Here is a 21869-nt window from a genome sequence, read left to right on the forward strand (position 1 = left end):
GTAGGCCATGACGACCAACTGGGCTGAATTCGCCAAGAATATTGCGCCCGCCGCCACAGCCTTCATCGGCGTTGCAGGAGTTTGGATCGGCTCGAGGCTTAACGCACGTACGCAGCGCCAAGCATTCCTGCGTGAGCGCATCTTCGCCGAGATGGCACGCCGCCGAGAGGTGAGCGCTCGTTTCAAAAAAGCGTTGTGGATCTTCTCGCGGCGCGTAGAGAAAGTCCGAGATATGGCCGCCGAGGCCGCCGAGTTGAAGGCCAAAGGCAAGGACTACTCTGCCATGAAGTTCAACATCGTCGAGGCTCAGGATCTCCAACTCCAAGTCATCGAAGCCTTTGCAACCTTAGACGTCCAGGTGCCCGCAAGAAACTGCATGGAGTCCCTTACCAAGGGCTTCAACGCCGCGAGCAATCTGAAGACGAAAGAGGCTCTTGCGAACTACGCCTTCTTCCAGCAGCAATACGTGATCTTGATGGAGGAACTAAACAAGGAAGGCGAGGATTTCAACGCGGTCATTGACGCCACCTTCACGCCGCTGCGACGGCTGCTGCTTCGGCGTGCACTGCGGCAACCTCCTCCGTACAAAGTTCCTCCCCCACCATCCGAACTGCGCAGGCCGGGCGAAGGAATCGAGCGCTAGTTTGCCATTCAACGCTCGCGCACTCCATTTCCCGTTGCCCCCCAGCCATCCCGTCGGCCTTCGTCCGCACCTCGGTGGGAGTGGGTGGGGCCTGCCCGGACGGAGGTTGTCGGGATGGCGCCACCATCCCAGAGCGCCCCAGCGCCCCGCCGGAGGCACTGCCTGTGTCTCGACCAACGTGAAGCCCCGGAACTGCCATCGATCATGGCGGCCCGGGGCTTCTTCTATGTCGCGCCGTCGGCGGGCTATCACCGACGCGCCGGCGGCCGAAGGCCAGAGGCGCGGCGGCGGGCCTTCGGCCCGGCCCAGGTTCGGCGGCGCGAGCGGCCTGCGAAGCGGGCCGCCTTGAACTCCGGAGTCTGGAAACCCGCGATCCGGGCCACAGGTGCACCGGACGACAGGCACAACGGGATGCACGTGCTCCGGCACACCTACGCCTCGGTGCTCCTCGACGCCGGGGAGAGCATCAAGGCCCTCTCGGCCTACCTCGGGCACGCGGACCGGGGCTTCACCCTCCGGACTTACACACACCTACTGCCGACAAGTGAGGACCGCACCCGGCGAGCCATCGACAAGGCGCTGGGTGAGGACCAGGAGGGCGACGACCCTCCGGAGCCCGTAGACGGCCTGGAGACGGCCGGATCTTGCTTCCGACCCCCGCTGGACGACCCAAGATGCAGGTCAGGGGGCATGCGGCCTCTACTTCCAGCGGAAGTGGACGAACAGGCGGCCGAAGTTCTTCGAGTCCTTCTCGACCCGGTGGTAGAGCTGCTTCACGTCCTTCTGGTCGAGGAAGCGCAGCACCTTCTTCTTCAGCGCGCCGGAGCCCTTGCCCGGGATGATCTCCACGAGCGTGGCCTTCTTCGCCACGGCCTCGTCCATGATCCCGCGCAGCGCGCGATCGATGTCGTGGCCCTTGTTGTAGATGTCGTGGAGGTCGAGCTTGAGCTTCACGGTCCCATCCTAGGTACGCGGAAGGGCAGCCCGCCCGGGCTGCCCTTCCGCGTCATCGGTCAACGACCGACCTTGCCCTCCACCCGGCGCAGGGCGGTGGCGTAGTCGGTGTTCGTCGAGTACATCGCGGCCGCGATGCGCAGGTGCCGCAGCGCGTCCGCCGGCCGGTTCATCCGCTCCAGCGTGCGGCCGAGCACGTGGTGCGCGTAGTGGTCGCTCGGATCGCGGTCGACCAGCGCGCGCAACTGCTCCTCGGCCCGGTTGAGCTGGGCCGACTGGAAGTACGCGCGGGCCAGCAGCTGCCGGACCGAGGAGTTGTCCGGCTCCGCCTCGATGATCGGTTCGAGCAGCCGGGCCGCTCCGGTCGGGTCACCCGCTTCGAAGAACATGGTCGCCCGCCGGTACTCCGCCAGAAGATCCACTCGACCCACCTCCTCGTGTCGCGCCAGGCCCTAGGTCCGACGCTGGCACAACACCGACGGAACCGCGAGTGTTCCTGCGGTCGAAGATCAGGTGGTCGGGTCGTACCGGCCGCCGATCAGGTCCCAGGCCCGGACACCACCGACGATTCCGGCCGTGTTCGGGACGATCACCACGTCGTCGCCCATCCGGGCCACCTGCTCGGGCCGGATCAGCCGCGAGTTGCCGCCGCCGAGGTACAGCCGGTCCCAGCGGAACACCGGCCGCAGGCCGTCCACCACCTGCCGGATCCGCCGGGACCAGAACGCGTCGCCGAGCCGCCGTCGTTCCGGCTCCCCCACGTACGTGTCGTAGGTGGTGTTCCACCGCACCGGCGCGTGCGACAGCTCCAGGTGCGGCGCCAGCACCCCGCCGTCGAACAGCGCGCTGCCCAGCCCGGTGCCGAGCGTCAGCACCAGCTCGCAGCCGGTCCCGGCGACCACGCCCGCGCCGTGCACCTCGGCGTCGTTCAGCACCAGCGCCGGCACGCCGAACGCCTCGGCCAGCGCGGTGCGCGCGTCGTACCCGGACCACTCGGCCATCAACTCGGGGTCGACGCGGCTGCGCGGCCCGGAGCGGGTCACGTAGTGCGGCGTCGCCACCACGACGCCGTGCCGGATCATGCCGGGCATGCCGACGGTGAGCCGGTCCGCCGTGGGCAGGCGGGCGCCGAGATCCAGCAGCGTCTTGACGAACAGTCCGGGCGGCAACGGGTACGGCGTGGGCACGCGCAGCGGCCGGGCGCGCATGGTCCCGGCGGCGTCCAGCACGGAGGCCTTGATCCCGCCGCCACCACAGTCGATCGCCAGTGTGGTCACCACGGCTGTGAGTCTCCCTCAGACCGGCGCCGCCGCGAGCGCGGGTCACGGTAATCCGGATGCGCCCGCCGGTAGGCTCGGTCACCTGATGAGCGCCACGTTGATCGCCAAGGACCTCACCGCCGGCCACGGTGACCGCCTCCTCTTCGAAGACCTCGACCTCGTCGTCGCACCCGGCGACGTGGTGGGGCTGGTCGGGGTCAACGGCGCGGGCAAGTCCACGCTGCTGCGTACCCTCGCCGGTCTTGCCCCCCGCGAGCAGGGCTCGGTGGCGCTGAGCCCGCCCACGGCGACTGTCGGCTACCTGCCGCAGGAGCCGGAGCGCCGGCCCGGCGAGACGGTCCGCGAGTTCCTGGCCCGGCGGACCGGGGTGACCGCCGCGCAGGCCGCGCTGGACGCCGCTACCGAGGCGCTCACCGCCGGGGCGGCGGGCGCCGACGACGCGTACGCGAACGCCTTGGAACGCTGGCTCGACCTCGGCGGCGCGGATCTGGACGAGCGGGCCGAGCAGGTCGCCGCGGAGCTGGGTCTCGACGTCGGCCTGGACCACCCGATGACCGGCCTGTCCGGCGGGCAGGCCGCCCGCGCCGGGCTCGCGTCGCTGCTGCTCAGCCGGTACGACATCTTCCTGCTCGACGAGCCCACGAACGACCTGGACCTGGCCGGGCTGGACCGGCTGGAACGCTTCGTCACCGGCCTGCGCGCCGGCACCGTGCTGGTCAGCCACGACCGGGAGTTCCTCACCCGCACGGTCAACCGGATCGTCGAGCTGGACCTGCACCAGCGGCAGGTCAAGCACTACGGCGGTGGCTACGCGGCCTACCTGGAGGAGCGCGCGGTGGCGCGCCGGCACGCCCGCGAGGAGTACGAGGAGTTCGCCGACACGAAGGCCGACCTGGAGGCGCGCGCCCGCACCCAGCGCGCGTGGATGGAGAAGGGCGTCAAGAACGCCCGCCGCAAGGCCACCGACAACGACAAGATCGGCCGCAAGTACCGCGCCGAGTCGACCGAGAAGCAGGCCGCGAAGGCCAAGCAGACCGCCCGGCTGATCGAGCGGCTGGAGGTGGTCGAGGAGCCGCGCAAGGAGTGGGAGCTGCGGATGGAGATCGCCGCCGCGCCCCGCGCCGGCGCCGTCGTGGCCTCGCTCCGAGGCGCAGTGGTACGCCGCGGCGGCTTCACGCTCGGCCCGGTGGACCTGCAGATCGACTGGGCCGACCGGGTGGCGATCACCGGGGCGAACGGCTCCGGCAAGAGCACCCTGCTCGCCGCGCTGCTCGGGCGGCTGCCACTGGACGAGGGGCACGCCGCGCTCGGCCCGGGTGTGGTGGTCGGCGAGGTCGACCAGGCCCGGGGACTGTTCCTCGGCGACCAGCCGCTGCTGGACGCGTTCGGCGCCGCCGTACCCGATCTCGCCCCGGCGGACGTGCGGACGCTGCTGGCCAAGTTCGGGCTGCGCGCCGAGCATGTGCTGCGGCCGGCGGCGACGCTGTCCCCCGGCGAGCGGACGCGGGCTGCGCTGGCCCTGCTCCAGGGCCGGGGCGTCAACCTGCTGGTGCTCGACGAGCCGACGAACCACCTCGACCTGGCCGCGATCGAGCAGTTGGAGTCGGCGCTGGCGAGCTACCCGGGAACGCTGCTGCTGGTGACCCACGACCGGCGGATGCTCGACGCGGTGAGCGTGAACCGGCGGCTGCGCGTGGCGGACGGACGGATCGCCGAACACTGATCCGTGCCGACCGGCGCGCGCGGGTCCACAATGAGCGCATGCTCAAGTGGGAGTACGCGCTGCTGGTCCGCCGCCGCCAGGCCGCCGCCACCGACGCCGGGTGGGAGGTCGTCTTCATCTGGTACGGCCCGGACGGCTCCATGATCGACGTGACGCCGTACGGCGACACCGCGCTGGCCCACCTGAACCGGGCCGGTGACCAGGGCTGGGAACTGGTCGCGATGAGCGAGGACCCGTCGTTGCCGGGCAACAACGAGTTGCACCGCTACCACCTCAAGCGCCCGAAGGCAGCGGCCGCCCAGCCGCGCCAGCGCATGCGAGGCTCCCGCACAGTCCGCCGAACCCTCTCCCCCTGACCGCCCTCCCCCTGTTCCCCTGTTCCCCTGTTCCCCTGTTCCCCTGTTCCCCTGTTCCCGATCTTGCAGTTGCCGCCCCTCGGATGCCCCTTTTGCGAGCTTGACCCGGGCCGCAAGTACAAGATCAACGGTGGTGGGAGGCGCGGGAGCCGACATCAGCGCGCACACCCCGACCACCACCCCGGCGATCAAGGACTTTGTGTCCAGGTCGCGCTCGAAACAGGACACAAACTCCTTGATCACCTGGATGGGGCGCGGACTGCGGCAGAGGTCGGGCACCCTGCTCGGTGATCAAGGAGTTTGGGTCGGCGGGGCGGCTCTGGGAGGACACGAACTCCTTGATCAACGTGTGACGGGGGCGGTGTCGGTGCGTGGGTGGGGGCATATCGGGGCGAATCGGGGGTAACGGGCCGCCGGAGGTGGCGCATGGTGGCGATGGGGCAGACCGCGCTCTCGGGTGAGCGACTCCGGCAGACCGACGGCTTCCTCGCCGAGGCGTGGGCCGACATGGTCCGGCACGACGAACGGCTGCGCGGAACGGCGGTCGAGGTGCGCTTCGACCGTGGGGTCGCGCACCTGACCGGCGAGGTCGCCGACCCGGAGCAGCTACGGCTGGTACGGGAGCTGATCGGCCGGCTGTCCGGCGTACTCGGGGTCTGGTGCCGGGTCACAGTGGCCGGGCGGGCGCCGGTGGTGGTCGACCTCGGCTGCGGCGCGACCAAGCAGTGGCCGGGCAACCTGGGGCTGGACATCTATCCGGCGCCGGGCGTGAACGCGGTCGCCAACCTGGCCGGCTCGCTGCCGCTGCGCGACGACTCGGTGGACGTGTTCTTCGCGGTGCACATCGTCGAGCACCTGATCGACTTCCTGCCACTGTTCGACGAGTGCCACCGGGTGCTGCGCCCGGGCGGGGTGCTGCACGTGATGAGTCCCTGGTGGCGGCACGTCAACGCGGTGGCCGACCCGACGCACGTACGCCTGCTCGACGTGCAGACGTTCAAGGGCATCTGCGGTCAGCGCCCACCGGGTACGCCGCGCTGGTATCCGCTGCACGTCGGCTGCGACGGCGCCTCGATCTTCGCCGACCTCACCCCGCTGCCACCGGACGCCCCCGCCCCGTCCCCCTCCCACCTGGCCCGCTTCTTCGACTGAAGCCGCGCCGGCCGACCAGAGGGACCACCCCGTCGATCACGAAGTTGACGGCACTCAAGGAAATCGACTTCGCCGTCAACTTCATGATCGACGAGACCAAGAGGGCCCCAAAAAACAGGGCTAGGCGGACTCGCGCAGGGCCACGTGGTGGGGGGCCACCAGCTCGCGCGGTGGGGAGTCGCGGTCGGGGCCCAGGCGGCCCGCCAGCAGCTCTACCGCGAGGCGGGCGATGCGCTCCTTGTCGGGGGCGACTGTGGTCAGCGTCGGGATCGAGAAGCGGCCGTCCTCGATGTCGTCGAAGCCGGCGACCGCGACGTCCTCGGGCACGCGCAAGCCCATCTCGTGCAGGGCACGCAACGCGCCGAGCGCGAGCGTGTCGTTGAAGCAGAAGACGGCGTCGGGGCGTACCCCCGTGGTGAGCAGGTGCCGCATGGCGGCGGCGCCGTCCGCGCGGTGCCAGGCCGGCGCGGGCGCCACCAGGCGGTCGTCGTACACGATGCCGGCGTCGGCCAGCGCGGCGGTGTAGCCGGCCAGGCGGAGCCGGGCGCTGGCGCCTTCGGGGGTGCGCTGGGAGCCGATCGCGGCGATCCGGCGGCGACCGAGCCCGATCAGGTGGGCGGTGATCTCGCGGGCCGCGGCCACGTTGTCGATCATGACGTGGTCGGCGGGGCCGTGGTCGACGCGTTCGCCGAGCAGCACCATGGGCAGGCCGGCCAGCGCGGCCAGGTCGTCGGCGGTGAGTGCGAGCGGGCTCAGGATCAGGCCGTCGATCATGTGGTCGCCGATGCCGCTGGCGGCCTTACGTTCCTGCTCGGAGCCGCCGCCGGTCTGGTCGATGAGCACGGTCCAGCCCTGGTCGGCGGCGGCGGTGACGACGTGCCGGGCCAGCTCGGCGAAGTAGGGGATGTCCAGCTCGGGTACGGCCAGCGCGATCACACCGGTACGGCCCTTGCGCAGGTTGCGGGCCGACAGGTTGGGCCGGTAGTTGAGTGCGGCGATGGCCTCCTCGACCCGGGCCCGGGTGTCGGCGCGCACGTGCTGGTAGCCGTTCACGACGTTGGAGACGGTCTTCACCGACACTCCGGCCCGCTCCGCGACGTCCTTGAGCCTGTGCCGCACTGCACTTCCTTCCGGTGAACGCTGGCCGCACTGTACCGCGCCACGACGACGCAACTGCCTCTTTACACGGGCGCTTACAACGTTGTAGAAACCACTGACGGCGGAGTGACCGCGGTCACCCGCACCAGCAGCGAGGGAGAGGTTGGCATCGTGCCGAACGCGCAGCTCACGATCGATCCGGCGTTCCGGGTCGCGCCGGCGGACCGCCGGATCTTCGGTTCCTTCGTCGAGCACATGGGCCGCTGCGTCTACGGCGGGGTGTACGAACCGGGCCACCCCACGGCCGATCGGCGAGGGCTGCGGCGCGACGTGCTGGACCTGACCCGCGAGCTGGGCGTGTCGGTGGTCCGGTACCCGGGCGGCAACTTCGTCTCCAGCTACCGCTGGGAGGACGGCGTCGGCCCGGTCGGCGACCGCCCGCGCCGGCTCGACCTGGCCTGGAAGACGATCGAGACCAACGAGTTCGGGCTGGACGAGTTCATGACCTGGGCGGCGGAGGCCGGTGTCGAGCCGATGATGGCCGTCAACCTCGGCACCCGCGGCGTCACCGAGGCGCTCGACCTGCTGGAGTACACCAACCACCCGGGCGGCACCCAGCTGTCCGACCTGCGCCGCAAGCACGGCGCCGAGCAGCCGTACGGGGTGCGGCTGTGGTGCCTCGGCAACGAGATGGACGGGCCGTGGCAGGTCGGGCACAAGACCGCCGACGAGTACGGCCGCCTCGCCGCCGAGACCGCCCGCGCGATGAAGATGATCGACCCCTCGATCAGCCTGGTCGCCTGCGGCAGCTCCGGCCGGGGGATGCCCACGTTCGCCGCGTGGGAGGCGACAGTGCTGGAACACACCTACGAGCACGTCGACTACATCTCCGCCCACACCTACTACGACCCCTCCGACGGGGACCGGGCCAGCCTGCTCGCCTCCGCCGTCGACATGGACGCCTTCATCACCGAGGTCGTCGCCACCGCCGACCACGTGGGCGCCAAGCTGCGGCAGAAGCGCAAGCTGAAGATCTCCTTCGACGAGTGGAACGTCTGGTACCAGTCCCGCCTCCAGTCCGACCTGGACCGGCGCGGCTGGGTCGAGGCGCCGGCGCTGATCGAGGACGACTACACGGCCGTCGACGCGGTGGTGGTGGGCGACCTGCTGATCACCCTGCTCCGGCACGCCGACCGCATCGGCGTGGCCTGCCAGGCGCAGCTCGCGAACGTGATCGCCCCGATCCGTACCCGCAACGGCGGCCCGGCCTGGCGGCAGAGCATCTTCCACCCGTTCGCGCTGACCGCCCGGTACGCCCGCGGCACCGTGCTGCGGACCGAGCCCACCGGCCCCACCTACGAGACCCGGCGGTACGGCGACGTGCCCGCGCTGGACACCGTCGCCGTGCACGACGAGGAGACCGGCGCCCTGGCCGTCTTCGCGGTCAACCGCGGCCCGCAGGACCTCCCGCTCGACCTGGACCTGCGCGGCCTGCCCGGCCTGCGGGCCGAGGCGCACACCACGGTGGCGGCCGGGACCGACCCGGACGCCACGAACACCGAAGCGGACCCGGAGCGGGTCACGCCCCGGGACCTCATCACACCCACTGTCGACGGCGGCCGGGTCTCCGTGCTGCTGCCGGCCACCTCCTGGAACCTGCTGCGCTTCGTGCCGGCGCTGTGACCAGCAAATACTCCATCCCGTCCCCCAAGGAGTACCCATGATCCAGAACGAGATGAGCCGGCGGCGCCTGCTCGGGCTCGGCGTCGGGCTCGGCGCGGCGGCCACGCTGACACTCAGCGGCTGCGGCGGCGGCAGCAGCTCCGACAGCTCCGGCGCCTCCGGCAACGGCGGCAAGGACTACAGCGGCCCGAAGGTGGACCTGAAGCTGTGGAACGGCTTCACCGGCGGCGACGGTGACATCTTCAAGACGCTCGTCCAGCAGTTCAACGGCGAGCACGAGAACATCGCGGTCAGCGTGATCACGTACCAGTGGGAGGACTACTACAGCAAGCTCCCCGGCGCGGTCTCCAGCGGCAACGGCCCGGACATCGCGGTCATGCACATGGACCAGCTCGCCACGTTCGCCGCTCGCGGCGTGATCAACGAACTGGACGACGTGGCGAAGGCCCTGGAGCTGAGCGAGGGCGACTTCGCCCCGACGGTGTGGAAGGGCGGCCTCTACAACGACAAGCGGTACGGCATCCCGCTGGACATGCACCCGCTGGGCTTCTACTACAACAAGGCGGTCATGCAGAAGGCCGGCCTGGACCCGGAGAAGCCACCGACCACCAGGGACGAGTACACCGCCGCGCTCACCGAGCTGAAGAAGTCCGGCGTGCAGGGCTTCTGGGTCAGCCCGTTCCAGTTCACCGGCGGCATGACGTACTATAGCCTGCTGCACCAGTGGGGCGGCACCGTCTTCGACGCCGACGTGGCGAAGGCGACGTTCAACTCCGACCCGGCGGTCGAGGCGTGCACCTGGCTGGTCGACCTGATCAAGCAGGGCCACTCCCCGGCCAACGTCGGCCAGGACGCCGACTACCTGGCGTTCAAGAGCGGCAAGAACGCGTTCACCTGGAACGGCATCTGGCAAATCAACGACCTGAAGAAGAGCCCGAACGTGCAGTGGGGCGTCGCGCCGCTGCCGCAGATCGGCAGCCAGAAGGCCGCCTGGGCGAACTCGCACAACTTCACCATCGTCAAGCAGCGCTCCGCGAACGCCGACAAGACCGCCGGCGCGAAGGTGTTCATCAACTGGCTGAGCCAGCACTCGCTGGACTGGGCCAAGGGCGGCCAGGTGCCGGCCCGCAAGGCGGTCCGCGAGAGCAGCGAGTTCACCGCGCTCACCGAGGTCAACGCGCTCGCCCCGGAACTGGAGTACGCCGCGTTCCCGCCCGCCGCGCCCGGCCTGGGCGAGGTCATCCTGACCTTCTACAGCGCGTTCAACGAGGCGGCGCTGGGCAAGAAGTCGCCGAAGCAGGCGCTCGACGACGGCGTGGCCAAGGCGAACAAGCAGCTCGAGGACAACCGCAAGAAGTACGGGAACTGATCCGCCGTGGCGGACGTGATCGAGGTCGGGGCGGCGCGTGACGGCGCGCCGCCACCGGCGGCGCGCACCCGCCGCCGGGGCGCGACGGAACGCGGCAACCGGACGACGCCGTACCTCTTCCTCGCGCCGTACCTGATCCTGTTCGGCGTCTTCGGCCTGGCGCCGATCCTGTTCGGGGTCTGGATCAGCCTGCACCAGTGGGACCTGCAACTGCCCAACCGGCCGTTCGTCGGGCTCGGCAACTACCGGGACCTGTTCTCCAGCGACTCGGCGATCTACGGGGACTGGTGGTCGAGCGTCCGGGCCACCGGGATCTTCACGCTGTTCTCCGTACCGCTGCTGGTGGTGATCCCGCTCGGGCTGGCGCTGCTGCTCAACCGCTCGTTCCCCGGGCGGACGTTCTTCCGGGCCGCGTTCTTCGCGCCGTACGTGCTGGGCGTGGCGGTGATCGGCCTGCTCTGGCGGTTCCTCCTCGACGCCAACCTGGGCCTGGTCAACCGGCTGCTCGGCGTGGTCGGCCTCCCCTCGGACACGCCGTGGGTGACCGACGTGCCGTGGGCCTGGGTGTCGCTCGTCGGCGTGACCGTGTGGTGGACCTGCGGCTTCAACGCGGTGATCTACCTGGCCGGGCTCCAGGACATCCCGGCCGAGCTGTACGAGGCGGCCAAGGTGGACGGCGCGGGCGGCTGGGACCGGTTCCGCCACGTCACGATCCCCGGCCTGCGCCCGGTGATGCTGTTCGTCTTCACCACCACGATCCTCGCCTCGGCGAACGTGTTCGGGCAGGCGTTCCTGATCACCCAGGGCGCGCCCGGCGAGCAGACCCGCACAGTGGTCTGGCGGATCGTCGACGAGGGGCTGCGGGACTACGACGCCGGACGGGCCGCCGCGATGAGCGTGTTCTTCGCGCTGATGCTCGCAGTGGTGAGCGTCGTCAACTTCCGGCTGTTCCGCTACCGGGAAGACTGAGGGGTACGACATGAGGAACATGCGCGCGGTGGCGCGGTACGGCGTCCTGCTGCTGATCACCGCGATCTTTGTGACTCCCCTGGTCTGGATGCTGCTGACCTCGGTGAAGACGTACGACGACGCGCAGCGGGTGCCGCCGGGCTGGCTGCCGAACCCGTTCTCCAGCTACGGCTACGAGCAGATCGTCGACAACGCGGCGAACCCGGTGCTGCGCTGGTTCGTCAACAGCATGCTGGCGGCCACCCTGCACACGCTGGTGGTGCTGGTGACCGCGTCGATGGCCGCGTACGCGCTGGCCCGGATGCGGTTCCGTGGCCGCAAGGTGCTGTTCGCGCTGATCGTGGGCACGCTGTTCCTGCCGCCCACCTCGCTGATCATCCCGAACTTCATCATCGCCGAGCGGCTGAACTGGATCGACACGCTGACAGTGGTGGTCGTGCCTGGTGCGGCGAGCGCGTTCGGGGTGTTCTTCCTGCGCCAGTTCTTCCTGTCCATCCCGGCCGAGCTGGAGGAGGCGGCGGTGCTGGACGGCGCGAACCACTGGCAGGTCTTCCGCCGGGTGCTGCTGCCGCTGTCGAAGCCGGCCCTGGCGACGCTGGCGGTGCTGTCGTTCCTGACCAACTGGAACGACTTCCTCTGGCCGGTGTACGTGCTGTTCAGCCCGGAACGGCTGACCCTGCCGGCGGGCCTGGGCCTGCTCCAGGGCGCGTACGTGACCGACTATCCGGTGATCATGGCGGGCGCGGTGCTGGCGAGCGTGCCGGTGCTGATCCTGTTCGTGTTCGCCCAGCGGCACGTCATCCAGGGTGTCTCCCGCAGCGGCCTGAAGGGGTGAGCGGGGTAAGGAAGGGCCCGCCTCAGGGGGTGGGGGCGGGCTCGGGGGTGTCCGAGTGCTCGCGACGGGCGAGCCGGTTCTTGCGGTGGCCGTACCCGAAGTAGATGACCGCGCCGATCAGCATCCACGCGAGGAACCGCAGCCAGGTCTCCACCGACAGGTTCAGGCTCAGGTAGAGGCACGCCAGCGCGGTGAGGATCGGCAGCACCGGCGAGAACGGCACCTTGAACGGCCGCTCCAGGTCGGGGCGGCGCTTGCGCAGGATCGGCACCGCGATGGCGACCAGCGTGAACGCGCAGAGCGCGCCGATGCTGACCAGGTCGGCCAGCGCGGACAGCGGCAGGAAACCGGCGAGCAGCGCCACCGCGATCGTCATGATCCCGGCGATCCGGTACGGGGTGCCCCAGCGCGGGTGCACCTTGGCGATGGCGGGCGGAATGAGCCCGTCCCGGGCGATGGCGAAGCCGATCCGGCCCATGGCCACCAGGTCGACCAGGATCACGCTGGTGAGCCCGGCGACGGCGGCGATGGAGACGAGCACCGCGGCCCAGCCGGCGCCGACCGCCCGGAACGCGGACGCAATCGGCGCACCCTCGTCGATCTCGGTGTACTTGACCATGCCGACCACGACCAGCGAGACGCCGATGTAGAGCACCGTGGAGATCACGAGCGTGCCGAGAAGGCCCAGCGGCAGGTCCCGCTTGGGCTTGCGGGTCTCCTCACCCAGGTTCGCCACGGCCTCGAAGCCGGTGTACGCGAAGAACACGACGGCGGCGGCGGTGAGCACCCCGACGAAGCCGAAGACGGAGGGTTCCAGCCCGAAGATGGCCTGGGTGACCGGTTGCTTGATGCCGTCGTCCCCGGCGCCGGCCGGCTCGGCGGACGGGATGAACGGGCTGAGGTTGGCCGCCTTGACGAAGAACAGCCCGGCGATGATGACGAAGGCACAGATCGCCACCTTGACCAGCACGAGCAGGTTGGTGACCCGGGCCGACTCGCGGATGCCGACGATGGCGACCACGCCGAGCACCAGCACGATGCCGATCGCGCCGAGGTTGACGACGCTGCCCTCCTCGGCGAACCAGGCGCTGGGCAGGCCGAACAGGTCGGCGAGGTAGCCGGACCAGCCGCGGGCCACCACCGCCGCGCCGAGCGCGAACTCCAGCAGCAGGTCCCAGCCGATGATCCAGGCGACGATCTCGCCCATCGTCGCGTACGCGTAGGTGTAGGCGCTGCCGGCGGTCGGCACGCTGCTGGCGAGTTCGGCGTAGCAGAGCGCGGCGAGCAGGGCGACCAGGCCGGCGATGCCGAACGAGATCACCACGCCCGGCCCGGCGCTGTTGCGCGCCTCGACCCCGGTGAGCGTGAAGATGCCGGTGCCGATCACGATGCCGATGCCGAAGCCCATCAGGTCGACCGCGCCGAGCCCGCGCCGCAGGCCCGGTTTGCCGTCCTCGCCGTCGGCGTCGCCCTGGGCGAGCACGTCGCCGATCGGCTTGGTCCGCAGGACCGACATCTGATCACCTCCCCCGCCGTGTGGCCGCCACGGTGGCGGTCTGTGATCGGGCAAGCTACCCAGCCGTTTTCCGCTCCAATCCCGCACCGCAGGTCTCGGAAGCGTCACGATCCGGCCGAGTCGGACGGCGCGGGACATCGATCACCGGTCGGGGTCTTGCGCCAGACCCGGATAGATGAAAGTTTTCTACCGGTGGCATGGGCGACACGGCGAATCTTGCCGTGACGCCCCGCCGCCGACCGTCCCCCCGGACCCGACGAAGGGACCGCACCGCATGAAGGCAACTCGGCTCGGAGCCGCCGCGCTGGCCGCGGCGCTGCTCGGCACGCTGGTCGCCGGCACGCCGGCGCAGGCCGCCCCCGGCGACACCGGCACCGCCACTTCCCCCTCCACCGACTGCGTCACCGACCCGGCCACCCCCAAGCGCCAGTTCCGGGCCATGTGGATCGCCTCGGTGACGAACATCGACTGGCCCAGCAAGGACTCCTGGACCGCGCCGGACCAGGTGGCCAAGCAGAAGGCCGAATACCTGGCCTGGCTCGACCTGGCCCGGAAGCTCAACCACAACGCCGTCGTGGTCCAGGTCCGCCCGACCGCTGACGCGTTCTGGCCCTCGCCGTACGAGCCGTGGTCGGAGTACCTGACCGGCGTACGCGGCAAGAACCCCGGCTGGGACCCGCTGGCCTTCCTGGTCGACGAGTCGCACAAGCGCAACCTGGAGTTCCACGCCTGGTTCAACCCGTACCGCGTCTCCATGCCCGCGCCCGGCGGCGCCGGCGCCGACCTGTCGCAACTGGCCCCGGACAGCCCGGCCCGCCAGCACCCCGACTGGGTCTTCGCCTACCCGCCGGCCGGCGTCGCCGGCAGCCGGCTCTACTACAACCCCGGCGTCCCCGAGGTCCGCGAGTTCGTCCAGACCGCGATGATGGACGCGGTCAAGCGGTACGACATCGACGGCGTGCACTTCGACGACTACTTCTACCCGTACCCGAGCGGCACCCACCAGGTGCCCGACGACGCCACGTTCGCGGCGTACAACAGGGGCTTCACCGACAAGGCCGACTGGCGGCGGGACAACATCAACCTGCTGATCCAGGAGATGAACGCCAAGATCAAGGCGGTCAAGCCGTACGTGAAGTTCGGCGTCAGCCCGTTCGGCATCTGGCGCAACGCGTCGGCCGACCCGAACGGTTCGGACACCACCGGCTCGCAGTCGTACGACATCATCTCCGCCGACTCCCGCAAGTGGGTCAAGGAGGAGTGGATCGACTACATCGTGCCGCAGCTCTACTGGTACATCGGCCAGTACCCGGCCGCCGACTACGCCCGGCTGGTGCCGTGGTGGGCCGAGCAGGTGCGCGGCACGCGGGTGCAGCTCTACATCGGCCAGGCCGACTACAAGAGCGGTGACCCGGCGTACGGGTCGTTCTGGATGAACCCGCAGGAGCTGTCGAACCACCTGACGCTCAACCGGTCGTACCCGGAGGTGCTCGGCAACGTGCACTTCTCCGCGGTGCAGGTGCGGGCGAACCGCCTCGGCGCCACCGACATCTACGCCGCCGAGCACTACTCCCGCCCGGCGCTGGTGCCCACCATGACGCACCTGCCGCGCAAGCCGCTGCTGTTCCCGGTGGTCACCAAGGCGCAGCGGGAGGCGGACGGGGTACGTCTGAGCTGGCGTCAGCCGGCCGACGGCAAGGGCCCGCTCGGCACCGCCGCGTCGTACGCGATCTACCGGTTCGACGGGCACGGCCTGGCCGGGCGCTGCGACTTCGCGGACGCCTCGCACCTGGTCGGCACCGTCCGGGCCACCGACGGCGCCGTGCAGTCCTGGGTGGACACGACGGCGGCCGACGGCGCCCGGTACACGTACTACGTGACCGCGCTGGACCGGCTGGCGAACGAGAGCCCGGCGAGCCCGCCGCGCTTCGTGCGCTGATCCTTCCCGGATGCCCCCGGGCCGCTCGCCGGCCCGGGGGCATTCGTCTGTTTGGGCGGATGTCAGCAAGCCGTTACCGCGAGCATCGCCCCAGCTCACCCGCTTGATCGACACTTGTCGACATCCGGAGATCCCGGCCACCACCCCCGGAGGTTCCCGTGTCCCGTCGACTCGCCACCACCCTCGCCGCCGGCGCACTCGCCCTGCTCACCATGCTCGGCCTGGCCACACCGGCCGCCGCCGCGGTGAACACCCAGCAGAAGCTGTCCGTCCTGACCAGTTGGACGCAGACCAGCGCGTCCAGCTACAACGCCTGGAACAGCGCCCGGCAGAACCGGGCACCCTGGACCGAGTACGGCTTCGACTGGTCCACCGACTACTGCTCGTCCAGCCCGGACAACCCGATCGGGTTCAACTTCAAGCTCTCCTGCTACCGGCACGACTTCGGCTACCGCAACCACAAGGCGATGGGCGTCTTCTCGTCCAGCAAGTCCCGCCTGGACAGCGCCTTCTACGCCGACCTCAAGCGGGTCTGCGCCACGTACAACGCGGTGGTTCGGCCCGCCTGCTACAGCCTCGCCTGGACGTACTACCAGGCGGTGAGCGTCTTCGGCTCAGTCGCCGCGGTGTCGCAGGCCGACCTCGACCGCGCCGCCCGGATGAAGGCCGACGCCCAGCGCCGCGCCGCCGCGACCGCCTGACCCGCCGCACGGGGAGTCCGCCACCCGCGGGCTCCCCGTCCGGCTCAGCCGGCAGTACTGCGCGGCTCGAACGCCGGCCACGAGCCCGGCGTCTGCGTGCCGAACCGGGGCGAGTCGGCGGCCAGGTCCGGGTGCTCGACGTGCAGCGCCAGCGCCGCGACCTCGTCCAGCCGCAGCCCTGTCCCGGCGCCGTAGGCGGCGTCGAACGCCTCGTCGCCGAGCACCCGGCGCAGCTCCGTCTGCCGGGCCGCCCAGTACGGGCCGTATATCCCCGGCGTGGCCCGCAGGTTCGCCCGGGTGGCCTGCGCCGCCCCGAACAGCCGGGCCGCCGCCAGCGCGTCCCCGGCGAGCGCGCAGCGCACCGCTATCGCGTTTATCGTGTCGCAGGCCCGGCCCAGGTAGCCGTGGCTCATCCGGGACCGCAACGCCACCAGCAGGTGCTCGTGCGCGGCGACCAGATCACCCCGGGCCAGGGCCACCATCCCGAGCAGCATGTCCACCGACCGGCCACCCCGCTCGGCCGGCCGGGCCGCCTCGACCGGGCGGGCCGCGGCGAGCAGGTCGGCCGCCTCGTCCAGTGCGCCCCGGCGCCAGAGCAGCTCGGCGAGGTTGTAGACGGCCAGGAGCGCGTCCCCCACCACGTCCTGCGCGTACGCCCAGTCGATCACCTCGCGGCAGATCCGCTCCGCCTCGGCGAACTGCCCCATGTCGACGAGCGGCGCCGCGCGTCCGGCCAGCACCCGGGCCAGCAGCCCCCGGTCGCCGGACTGCCGGGCGGCCGCCTCGGCCCGCTGCGAGTACCGCAGCTCCTCGCCGAACTCGCCGTCCGCGCCCGCGTGCAGCGAGTGCATGTGGTACGCGGCAGCCAGTTCGGCGTCCGGCATCGGCTCACCGGTCTCGGCGAGCCGGCCGTAGAGCCGGAACAGCCACAGCCGCCCCTCCCGGGCCAGCCCGCGCTCCCGCCACCACTGGTCCAGGTCACCGGCGAGCGACAGACCCGACCGGGCGCTGCCGCCGGTGGCGCACCAGCGCAACGCGGCCCGCAACTCGTTCGCCAGCGGGTCGAGCGCGTACAGGGAGAGCGTCACCGGGCGGCCGTCCGGGCCCAGGTGCGCCCGGTCCAGCGCGTGCCGGCACCAGGCGACGTGCCGGTCCCGGGCACTCTGCTCCTCGCCCGCCTCGACCAGCCGCCGGGCCGCGTACGCCCGGATCGGGTCGAGCATCCGGTAGGTGCTGCCGGAGGCGTGCGGCTCGGCCAGCACCATCGACTTGTCCACCAGCACCGAGAGCGGGTCGAGCGGGTCCTCGTCGAGCAGCCACTGCACGGTCGGCAGGTCCACCGGGCCGGCGAACACCGCCATCCAGCGCAGCAGCCGGGCCGAGCGCGCGCCGAGCGTCCGGTACGACCAGGTCACAGTGGCCTGGATGGTCAGGTGCCGTTCGCTCGCCGACCGCTGCACCGCCCGGGTCGCCGGGGTGGGCGGTGCGGCGCCGGTGGCGGCGGCCACCAGGTCCACCGTGTCCTGCTGGTTGCCGCTCCAGCCCGCCTCAACGGGTGGCGGTTCCGCCGTCTCCCGCCCGGCGTCGAGCGTGCCCAGCATGTCGTCCAGCCGCTCGGCCAGTTGCCCGGCCGAGAGCACCCGCAGCCGGGCGGCAGCAAGCTCTATGGCCAGCGGCAGCCCGTCCAGGCGGCGTACCACCCGGTGCAGGTCGGCCTGCTCGGCCGGCTCCGGCGCCCGGCCGCCGCGGGCCACCGCGGTACGGTCCAGCAGCAACGCGACCGCGTCGCTCCCCCCGCCGTCGGGACCCTCGTCCACCGACAGCGGCGGTATCCGCCACACCACCTCGCCGGGTACGCCGAACGACTCCCGGCTGGTCGCCAGCACCCGCACACCACGGCCACCGGCGAGCAGCCGGCCGATCACCTCGGCCGACGCGGCGGTCTGGGCGTCGCAGGTGTCGAGCAGCACGAGCATCCGGCGCGGCGCCGCGTACTCCACGAGGGTGTCGACCATCGGCCGGCCCGGCTCCGGGCGGAGGCCGAGCACGGCGGCGATCTCGAACGCCACCAGCCCCGGGTCGGTCACCGCGGCGATGTCGACGAACCAGACACCGTCCGGGTGGTCCTCGACGAGTCCGGAGGCCAGCTCCACCGCCAGCCGGGTCTTGCCGGCGCCGCCCGCGCCGAGCACCGTCACCAGCCGGTACGCCTCGACCAGCCGCCCCAGCTCGGCGCGCTCGGCCTGCCGGCCGACGAACGAGGTGACCTGGGTGGGCAGGTTGTGCGCTGTCGCATCGGCGGTACGCGGACGCGGGAACCGCCGTTCCAATCCGGGCGCGACGAGCTGGAACAGCCGCTCCCGGTCGTCGAAGCCGCGCAGCCGGTGCAGTCCGAGGTCCAGCAGGGACACCCCGTCCGGCAGCGGGTCGGCGTGCCGGGCGGTGGCGGCCGAGCAGAGCACCTGCCCGCCGTGCGCGGCGGCGGCCACCCGGGCGGCCCGGTGCACCTCGGGGCTGGCGTACTCGCCGTCGCGGGGCTCGGCGTAGCCGGTGTGCAGTCCCATCCGTACCCGGGGGGTGGCGTCCGGGTTGGGCCACTCGTGCCCGGCGAGCGCGCGCTGCGCGGTCAGGCAGGCGCGGACCGCGGCGGCGGCGTCGGGGAACGCGAGGAAGAACGAGTCCCCCTCGGTCAGCAGCTCGGCCCCGTCGGTGCCGGCCAGGGTGTCGCGCAGCAGCCGCCGGTGCTCGTGCAGGACCGGGCGGTAGACCGGGCCGAGCATCCGGGCCAGCCGCGTCGAGCCCTCGATGTCGGTGAACACGAAGGTCACCCACCCGCTGGGGAGGTGGTGTCCTTGCGACATACGTCGAACCTCCGCCCGGTGACGTCGGGTTCATGCTGCCCTATGGTCGTGCCGTCACGCATCGTGAGAACGGCTGGGCAGATTCCGCCCCAAGGTGCCAAAAGATCACACCGGCGGCAAGACCCCGATCGACCCGCGGGACGGAAGGCGGAAAGTCAGCAGCCGCAGGAGCCGCCGCAGCAACCACCGCCGCTGGGAATCCCACCGCTCGGGGCGGAGTCGCCCCGTCCGGTGACGGCCACCGTGGACAGCAGTTTCACCGTGTCGGCGTGGCCCTGCGGGCAGGTGGCCGGCTGCGCGGCCTCGGCCATCGGACGGCTGACCTCGAAGGTGTCGCCGCAGGCGCGGCAACGGAACTCGTACCGGGGCATGTCCCAAGCGTACGGCCGGGCCTGACGTCGCCACCCGGATGGGTGATACTCGACGGGTGGTGGACGGCGAACGGCGAGCGACGGCCCGGCCCCTGCGACCCGCCGCGCCACCCGACGACGGCACCCCGCCCGTCCCGCGGCCCCGCCGCGAACGCGACTCCCTCCCCCCGGAGCCACCCGCCGACCCGGCCCGCGACGCGGACGCCGCAGCCGGCGCGGGGGCGGCGGCCGACGCGGACGCCGAGCCCGGAGCGGGCGGAGACCAGCAGCCGGGCTCGGGGGCGAAGGCACAGGCCGGGGCGGCGGCCGAGAGCGGCGGGCGACGTCGGCGGATGCCGTTCGCGCACGCCGTCCGGACGCGCCCGAGGCAGCTCACCGTCGGCGCGGCCCGGGCCACCCGTGCCTGGTCCCGGCGGCCCGGCGGGCGCACCGCGCTGCCCGCGCTGTTCCTGCTCGCGCTGGTCGCCGCCGCCGCCACCGCCGGCGCGGTGGTCGTGCCGGCCGCGGTCGGCCGGCCGGAGACGGTCGCCGAGGCCACGCCGTCGCAGAGCGTGCCGCAGACCGCCGCGGCGCCCGCCACGCCCCCGTTGCCGGAACTGACCGGCCTGCCCGGCACCGCCGCGCCCACCGGCACGCCGCTGCCCGGTGCGACCACCGCCCCGGCGCTGCCCGCCGGACGCCCGGCCGACGCGCTCACCGGCTGGGCGCAGCGGGTCAGCGCGGTGACCGGCGTCCCCGTGGTGGCGCTCCAGGCGTACGCGTACGCCGAACTGGTGCTCGCCCAGACCAACCGTGGGTGCCAGCTGAGCTGGACCACGCTGGCCGCCATCGGGTACGTCGAGTCGCGTCACGGCGCCGCCAACGGCGCCACGCTGCAGGCCGACGGCCGGGCGCTGCCGGAGATCAAGGGAGAGCCGCTCGACGGGCAGGGCGGCCGGTCCCGGATCCTCGACACCGACCAGGGGCTGCTCGACGGCGACCGGGTCCACGACCGGGCGCTCGGCCCGATGCAGTTCATCCCGACCACCTGGCAGGAGATCGGCGCGGACGCGGACGGCGACGGCGTGAAGAACCCGCACGACATCGACGACGCGGCGCTGGCCGCCGGGCTCTACCTGTGCAAGGGCGGCCGGAACATGACCATCCCGGGCGACTGGTGGGGCGCCATCCTGTCCTACAACGATGTGCGTCGGTACGCCCAGGCCGTCTTCGACAAGGCCGACGAGTACGGCAGGCTCAGCCGCAACGTGAGGTGACGGCTCGCGTACATTCGCGGACTGAACCCTTCCCCCCGGCTGCCGTTGACGGCAAGCTAGACGGGTGATGGTGCGCGAGTGGGATCCCAGGACCGCGTCGTCCGCCGAGATCGCGTCCCTGCTGGACACGCTGAACGCGGTCCTGGCGGCCGATCTGCCGCAGGACCCGCCTTGGCGGGAGAGCTCCATGCGGGAGTATCTGTCCGAGGTGATGCCCGGCGAGCGGCGGATCTCGTGGGTCGCGCAGGACGACGACGCCGCCCCGGACGGCACGCCCGGCGCGATCCTCGGGCATGTGCACGTGCTGCTGCTCGGCGGTATCGGCGTGCTCGAGGTGCTGGTGCACCCGGCGGTCCGGCGCAGCGGGATCGGCCGTGAGCTGGTGCGGGTGGCCGCCCGCCGGGTCTGGGACGAGGGCTTCCAGTCGATCGGCGTGGAGGTGGTCGGCGACACCCCGGCCGTCGGGTTCTACGAGTCGCTGGGCTTCACCCGTGACTACGTGGAGACCCGCAGCGTGCTCGACCTGCGCTCGGTGGACTGGCCGGCGCTCACCGAGATGGCCGCCGAGGTCGGCGCGGGCTACCGCGTGGAGTTCTGGCCGGGTGGTCCGCCGGACGAGCTGATCGAGGCGTACGCGCGGGCGAAGGCCGAGGTGCGCGACTCCGACGACGTGGAGCTGCGGCCCAGCTCCTACGACCCGGACCGGCTGCGCGACAGCCTCGCCACGCTGCACCGGCGCGGCATGAAGCCGTACATCGTGCTGGCGTTGCACGAGCAGACCGGCGAGGTGGCCGGGTTGACCGAGGTGGTGGTGCCGGCGCAGCACCCGACCCGGGCCGACCAGTACGACACGATCGTCGTCCACGACCACCGCGGCTACGGCATCGACCGGGCCATCAAGGCGCGGATGCTGCTGGAGCTGCGCTCGGCCGAGCCCGAGGTGGCCGAGGTGCAGACCTGGAACGCGCAGGACAACGAGGCGATGCTGAAGGTCAACGCCGAGCTGGGCTACCGCCCCGACCGCGACTGGTGCGAATACGGTGTGGACGTGGCCGAACTGGTGCACCGGCTGGACAGTTACCGCTGACCGTTCACCGCCCGGCCATCGAAGGGCTGGACGGTGCACCCACGAGAGCCTTAACGTTCGTTAGTTCCTGTCCACC

19 protein-coding genes and 1 pseudogene are annotated in these 21869 nt (G+C 71.5%); 13 read left to right on the top strand and 7 right to left on the bottom strand.

All coding sequences use genetic code 11. The annotated features are described in order from the left end of the window. Positions 1-7 precede the first annotated feature (7 nt). Both CLT75_RS21235 and CLT75_RS33410 read left to right on the top strand, forming a co-directional pair. A complete protein-coding gene (locus tag CLT75_RS21235; protein ID WP_135242145.1) occupies positions 8-643 on the top strand; it encodes a hypothetical protein in 636 nt (211 codons plus the stop codon). A 204-nt stretch (positions 644-847) separates the two neighbouring features. Continuing rightward, positions 848-1168, top strand: a pseudogene (locus tag CLT75_RS33410) (site-specific integrase); the annotation flags it as partial. Positions 1169-1342: 174 nt separating this feature from the next. Here the strand turns inward: CLT75_RS33410 and CLT75_RS21245 are convergent. The 3 genes from CLT75_RS21245 to CLT75_RS21255 all read right to left on the bottom strand — a co-directional run bounded on the left by CLT75_RS21245 (position 1343) and on the right by CLT75_RS21255 (position 2877). Continuing rightward, positions 1343-1597, bottom strand: coding sequence for a Smr/MutS family protein (locus CLT75_RS21245; protein WP_013288724.1), 255 nt, complete (start codon positions 1595-1597; stop codon positions 1343-1345). Positions 1598-1656: 59 nt separating this feature from the next. Further along, positions 1657-2019, bottom strand: coding sequence for a tetratricopeptide repeat protein (locus CLT75_RS21250; protein WP_120572992.1), 363 nt, complete (start codon positions 2017-2019; stop codon positions 1657-1659). Between the two features lie 87 nt (positions 2020-2106). Beyond that, positions 2107-2877: an ROK family protein gene (locus CLT75_RS21255; RefSeq protein ID WP_135242146.1), complete on the bottom strand. Its 771-nt coding sequence runs from the start codon at positions 2875-2877 to the stop codon at positions 2107-2109. 85 nt (positions 2878-2962) lie between these two features. On the opposite strand from CLT75_RS21255, the gene CLT75_RS21260 reads away from it, so the two are divergent. The 3 genes from CLT75_RS21260 (at position 2963) to CLT75_RS21275 (ending at position 6108) form a co-directional block, all read left to right on the top strand. Beyond that, the gene (locus CLT75_RS21260) at positions 2963-4600 is read left to right on the top strand and encodes an ABC-F family ATP-binding cassette domain-containing protein (protein ID WP_135242147.1); all 1638 of its coding nucleotides are present in this window, start codon (positions 2963-2965) and stop codon (positions 4598-4600) included. 38 nt (positions 4601-4638) lie between these two features. After that, a complete protein-coding gene (locus tag CLT75_RS21265) occupies positions 4639-4956 on the top strand; it encodes a hypothetical protein (protein ID WP_013288728.1) in 318 nt (105 codons plus the stop codon). Positions 4957-5382: 426 nt separating this feature from the next. Further along, entirely contained in the window at positions 5383-6108 is a 726-nt protein-coding gene (locus CLT75_RS21275; RefSeq protein ID WP_135242149.1) for a methyltransferase domain-containing protein, read from the top strand. Between the two features lie 120 nt (positions 6109-6228). Here the strand turns inward: CLT75_RS21275 and CLT75_RS21280 are convergent, their stop codons facing one another. Further along, positions 6229-7227 (bottom strand): LacI family DNA-binding transcriptional regulator, encoded by a 999-nt coding sequence (locus tag CLT75_RS21280; RefSeq protein WP_135242150.1) that lies wholly within the window; start codon positions 7225-7227, stop codon positions 6229-6231. Between the two features lie 150 nt (positions 7228-7377). On the opposite strand from CLT75_RS21280, the gene arfA reads away from it, so the two are divergent. Genes arfA through CLT75_RS21300 form a run of 4 tightly spaced genes read left to right on the top strand, consistent with a single transcriptional unit; the run spans position 7378 to position 12062 of the window. Next, a complete protein-coding gene (gene arfA / locus CLT75_RS21285; protein ID WP_135242151.1) occupies positions 7378-8889 on the top strand; it encodes an arabinosylfuranosidase ArfA in 1512 nt (503 codons plus the stop codon). A gap of 37 nt (positions 8890-8926) precedes the next feature. Then, the gene (locus CLT75_RS21290) at positions 8927-10258 is read left to right on the top strand and encodes an ABC transporter substrate-binding protein (protein ID WP_135242152.1); all 1332 of its coding nucleotides are present in this window, start codon (positions 8927-8929) and stop codon (positions 10256-10258) included. 6 nt (positions 10259-10264) lie between these two features. Beyond that, complete coding sequence (locus CLT75_RS21295; RefSeq protein WP_135242153.1) at positions 10265-11227, top strand: carbohydrate ABC transporter permease; 963 nt, start codon at positions 10265-10267, stop codon at positions 11225-11227. Positions 11228-11237: 10 nt separating this feature from the next. Further along, the gene (locus CLT75_RS21300; protein ID WP_135242154.1) at positions 11238-12062 is read left to right on the top strand and encodes a carbohydrate ABC transporter permease; all 825 of its coding nucleotides are present in this window, start codon (positions 11238-11240) and stop codon (positions 12060-12062) included. Positions 12063-12084: 22 nt separating this feature from the next. On the opposite strand, the gene CLT75_RS21305 is transcribed toward CLT75_RS21300, so the two are convergent. Beyond that, positions 12085-13578, bottom strand: coding sequence for an amino acid permease (locus CLT75_RS21305; RefSeq protein ID WP_135242155.1), 1494 nt, complete (start codon positions 13576-13578; stop codon positions 12085-12087). Between the two features lie 274 nt (positions 13579-13852). Between CLT75_RS21305 and CLT75_RS21310 the strand changes: the two genes are divergently transcribed. Then, positions 13853-15517 (top strand): family 10 glycosylhydrolase, encoded by a 1665-nt coding sequence (locus tag CLT75_RS21310; protein ID WP_135242156.1) that lies wholly within the window; start codon positions 13853-13855, stop codon positions 15515-15517. 158 nt (positions 15518-15675) lie between these two features. After that, entirely contained in the window at positions 15676-16218 is a 543-nt protein-coding gene (locus CLT75_RS21315; protein ID WP_135242157.1) for a phospholipase, read from the top strand. A 44-nt stretch (positions 16219-16262) separates the two neighbouring features. Here CLT75_RS21315 and CLT75_RS21320 read toward each other — a convergent pair whose 3' ends face one another. Both CLT75_RS21320 and CLT75_RS21325 read right to left on the bottom strand, forming a co-directional pair. Further along, positions 16263-19079, bottom strand: a complete 2817-nt coding sequence (locus tag CLT75_RS21320) for a winged helix-turn-helix domain-containing protein (RefSeq protein WP_135242158.1) — start codon at positions 19077-19079, stop codon at positions 16263-16265. Positions 19080-19234: 155 nt separating this feature from the next. Beyond that, positions 19235-19450 (bottom strand): FmdB family zinc ribbon protein, encoded by a 216-nt coding sequence (locus CLT75_RS21325; protein ID WP_135242159.1) that lies wholly within the window; start codon positions 19448-19450, stop codon positions 19235-19237. 38 nt (positions 19451-19488) lie between these two features. Between CLT75_RS21325 and CLT75_RS21330 the strand changes: the two genes are divergently transcribed. Further along, positions 19489-20706: a lysozyme family protein gene (locus CLT75_RS21330; RefSeq protein ID WP_135242160.1), complete on the top strand. Its 1218-nt coding sequence runs from the start codon at positions 19489-19491 to the stop codon at positions 20704-20706. A gap of 67 nt (positions 20707-20773) precedes the next feature. After that, positions 20774-21793 (top strand): GNAT family N-acetyltransferase, encoded by a 1020-nt coding sequence (locus tag CLT75_RS21335; protein ID WP_135244084.1) that lies wholly within the window; start codon positions 20774-20776, stop codon positions 21791-21793. Positions 21794-21869 lie beyond the last annotated feature (76 nt).

Source organism: Micromonospora sp. CNZ285 (assembly GCF_004637285.1).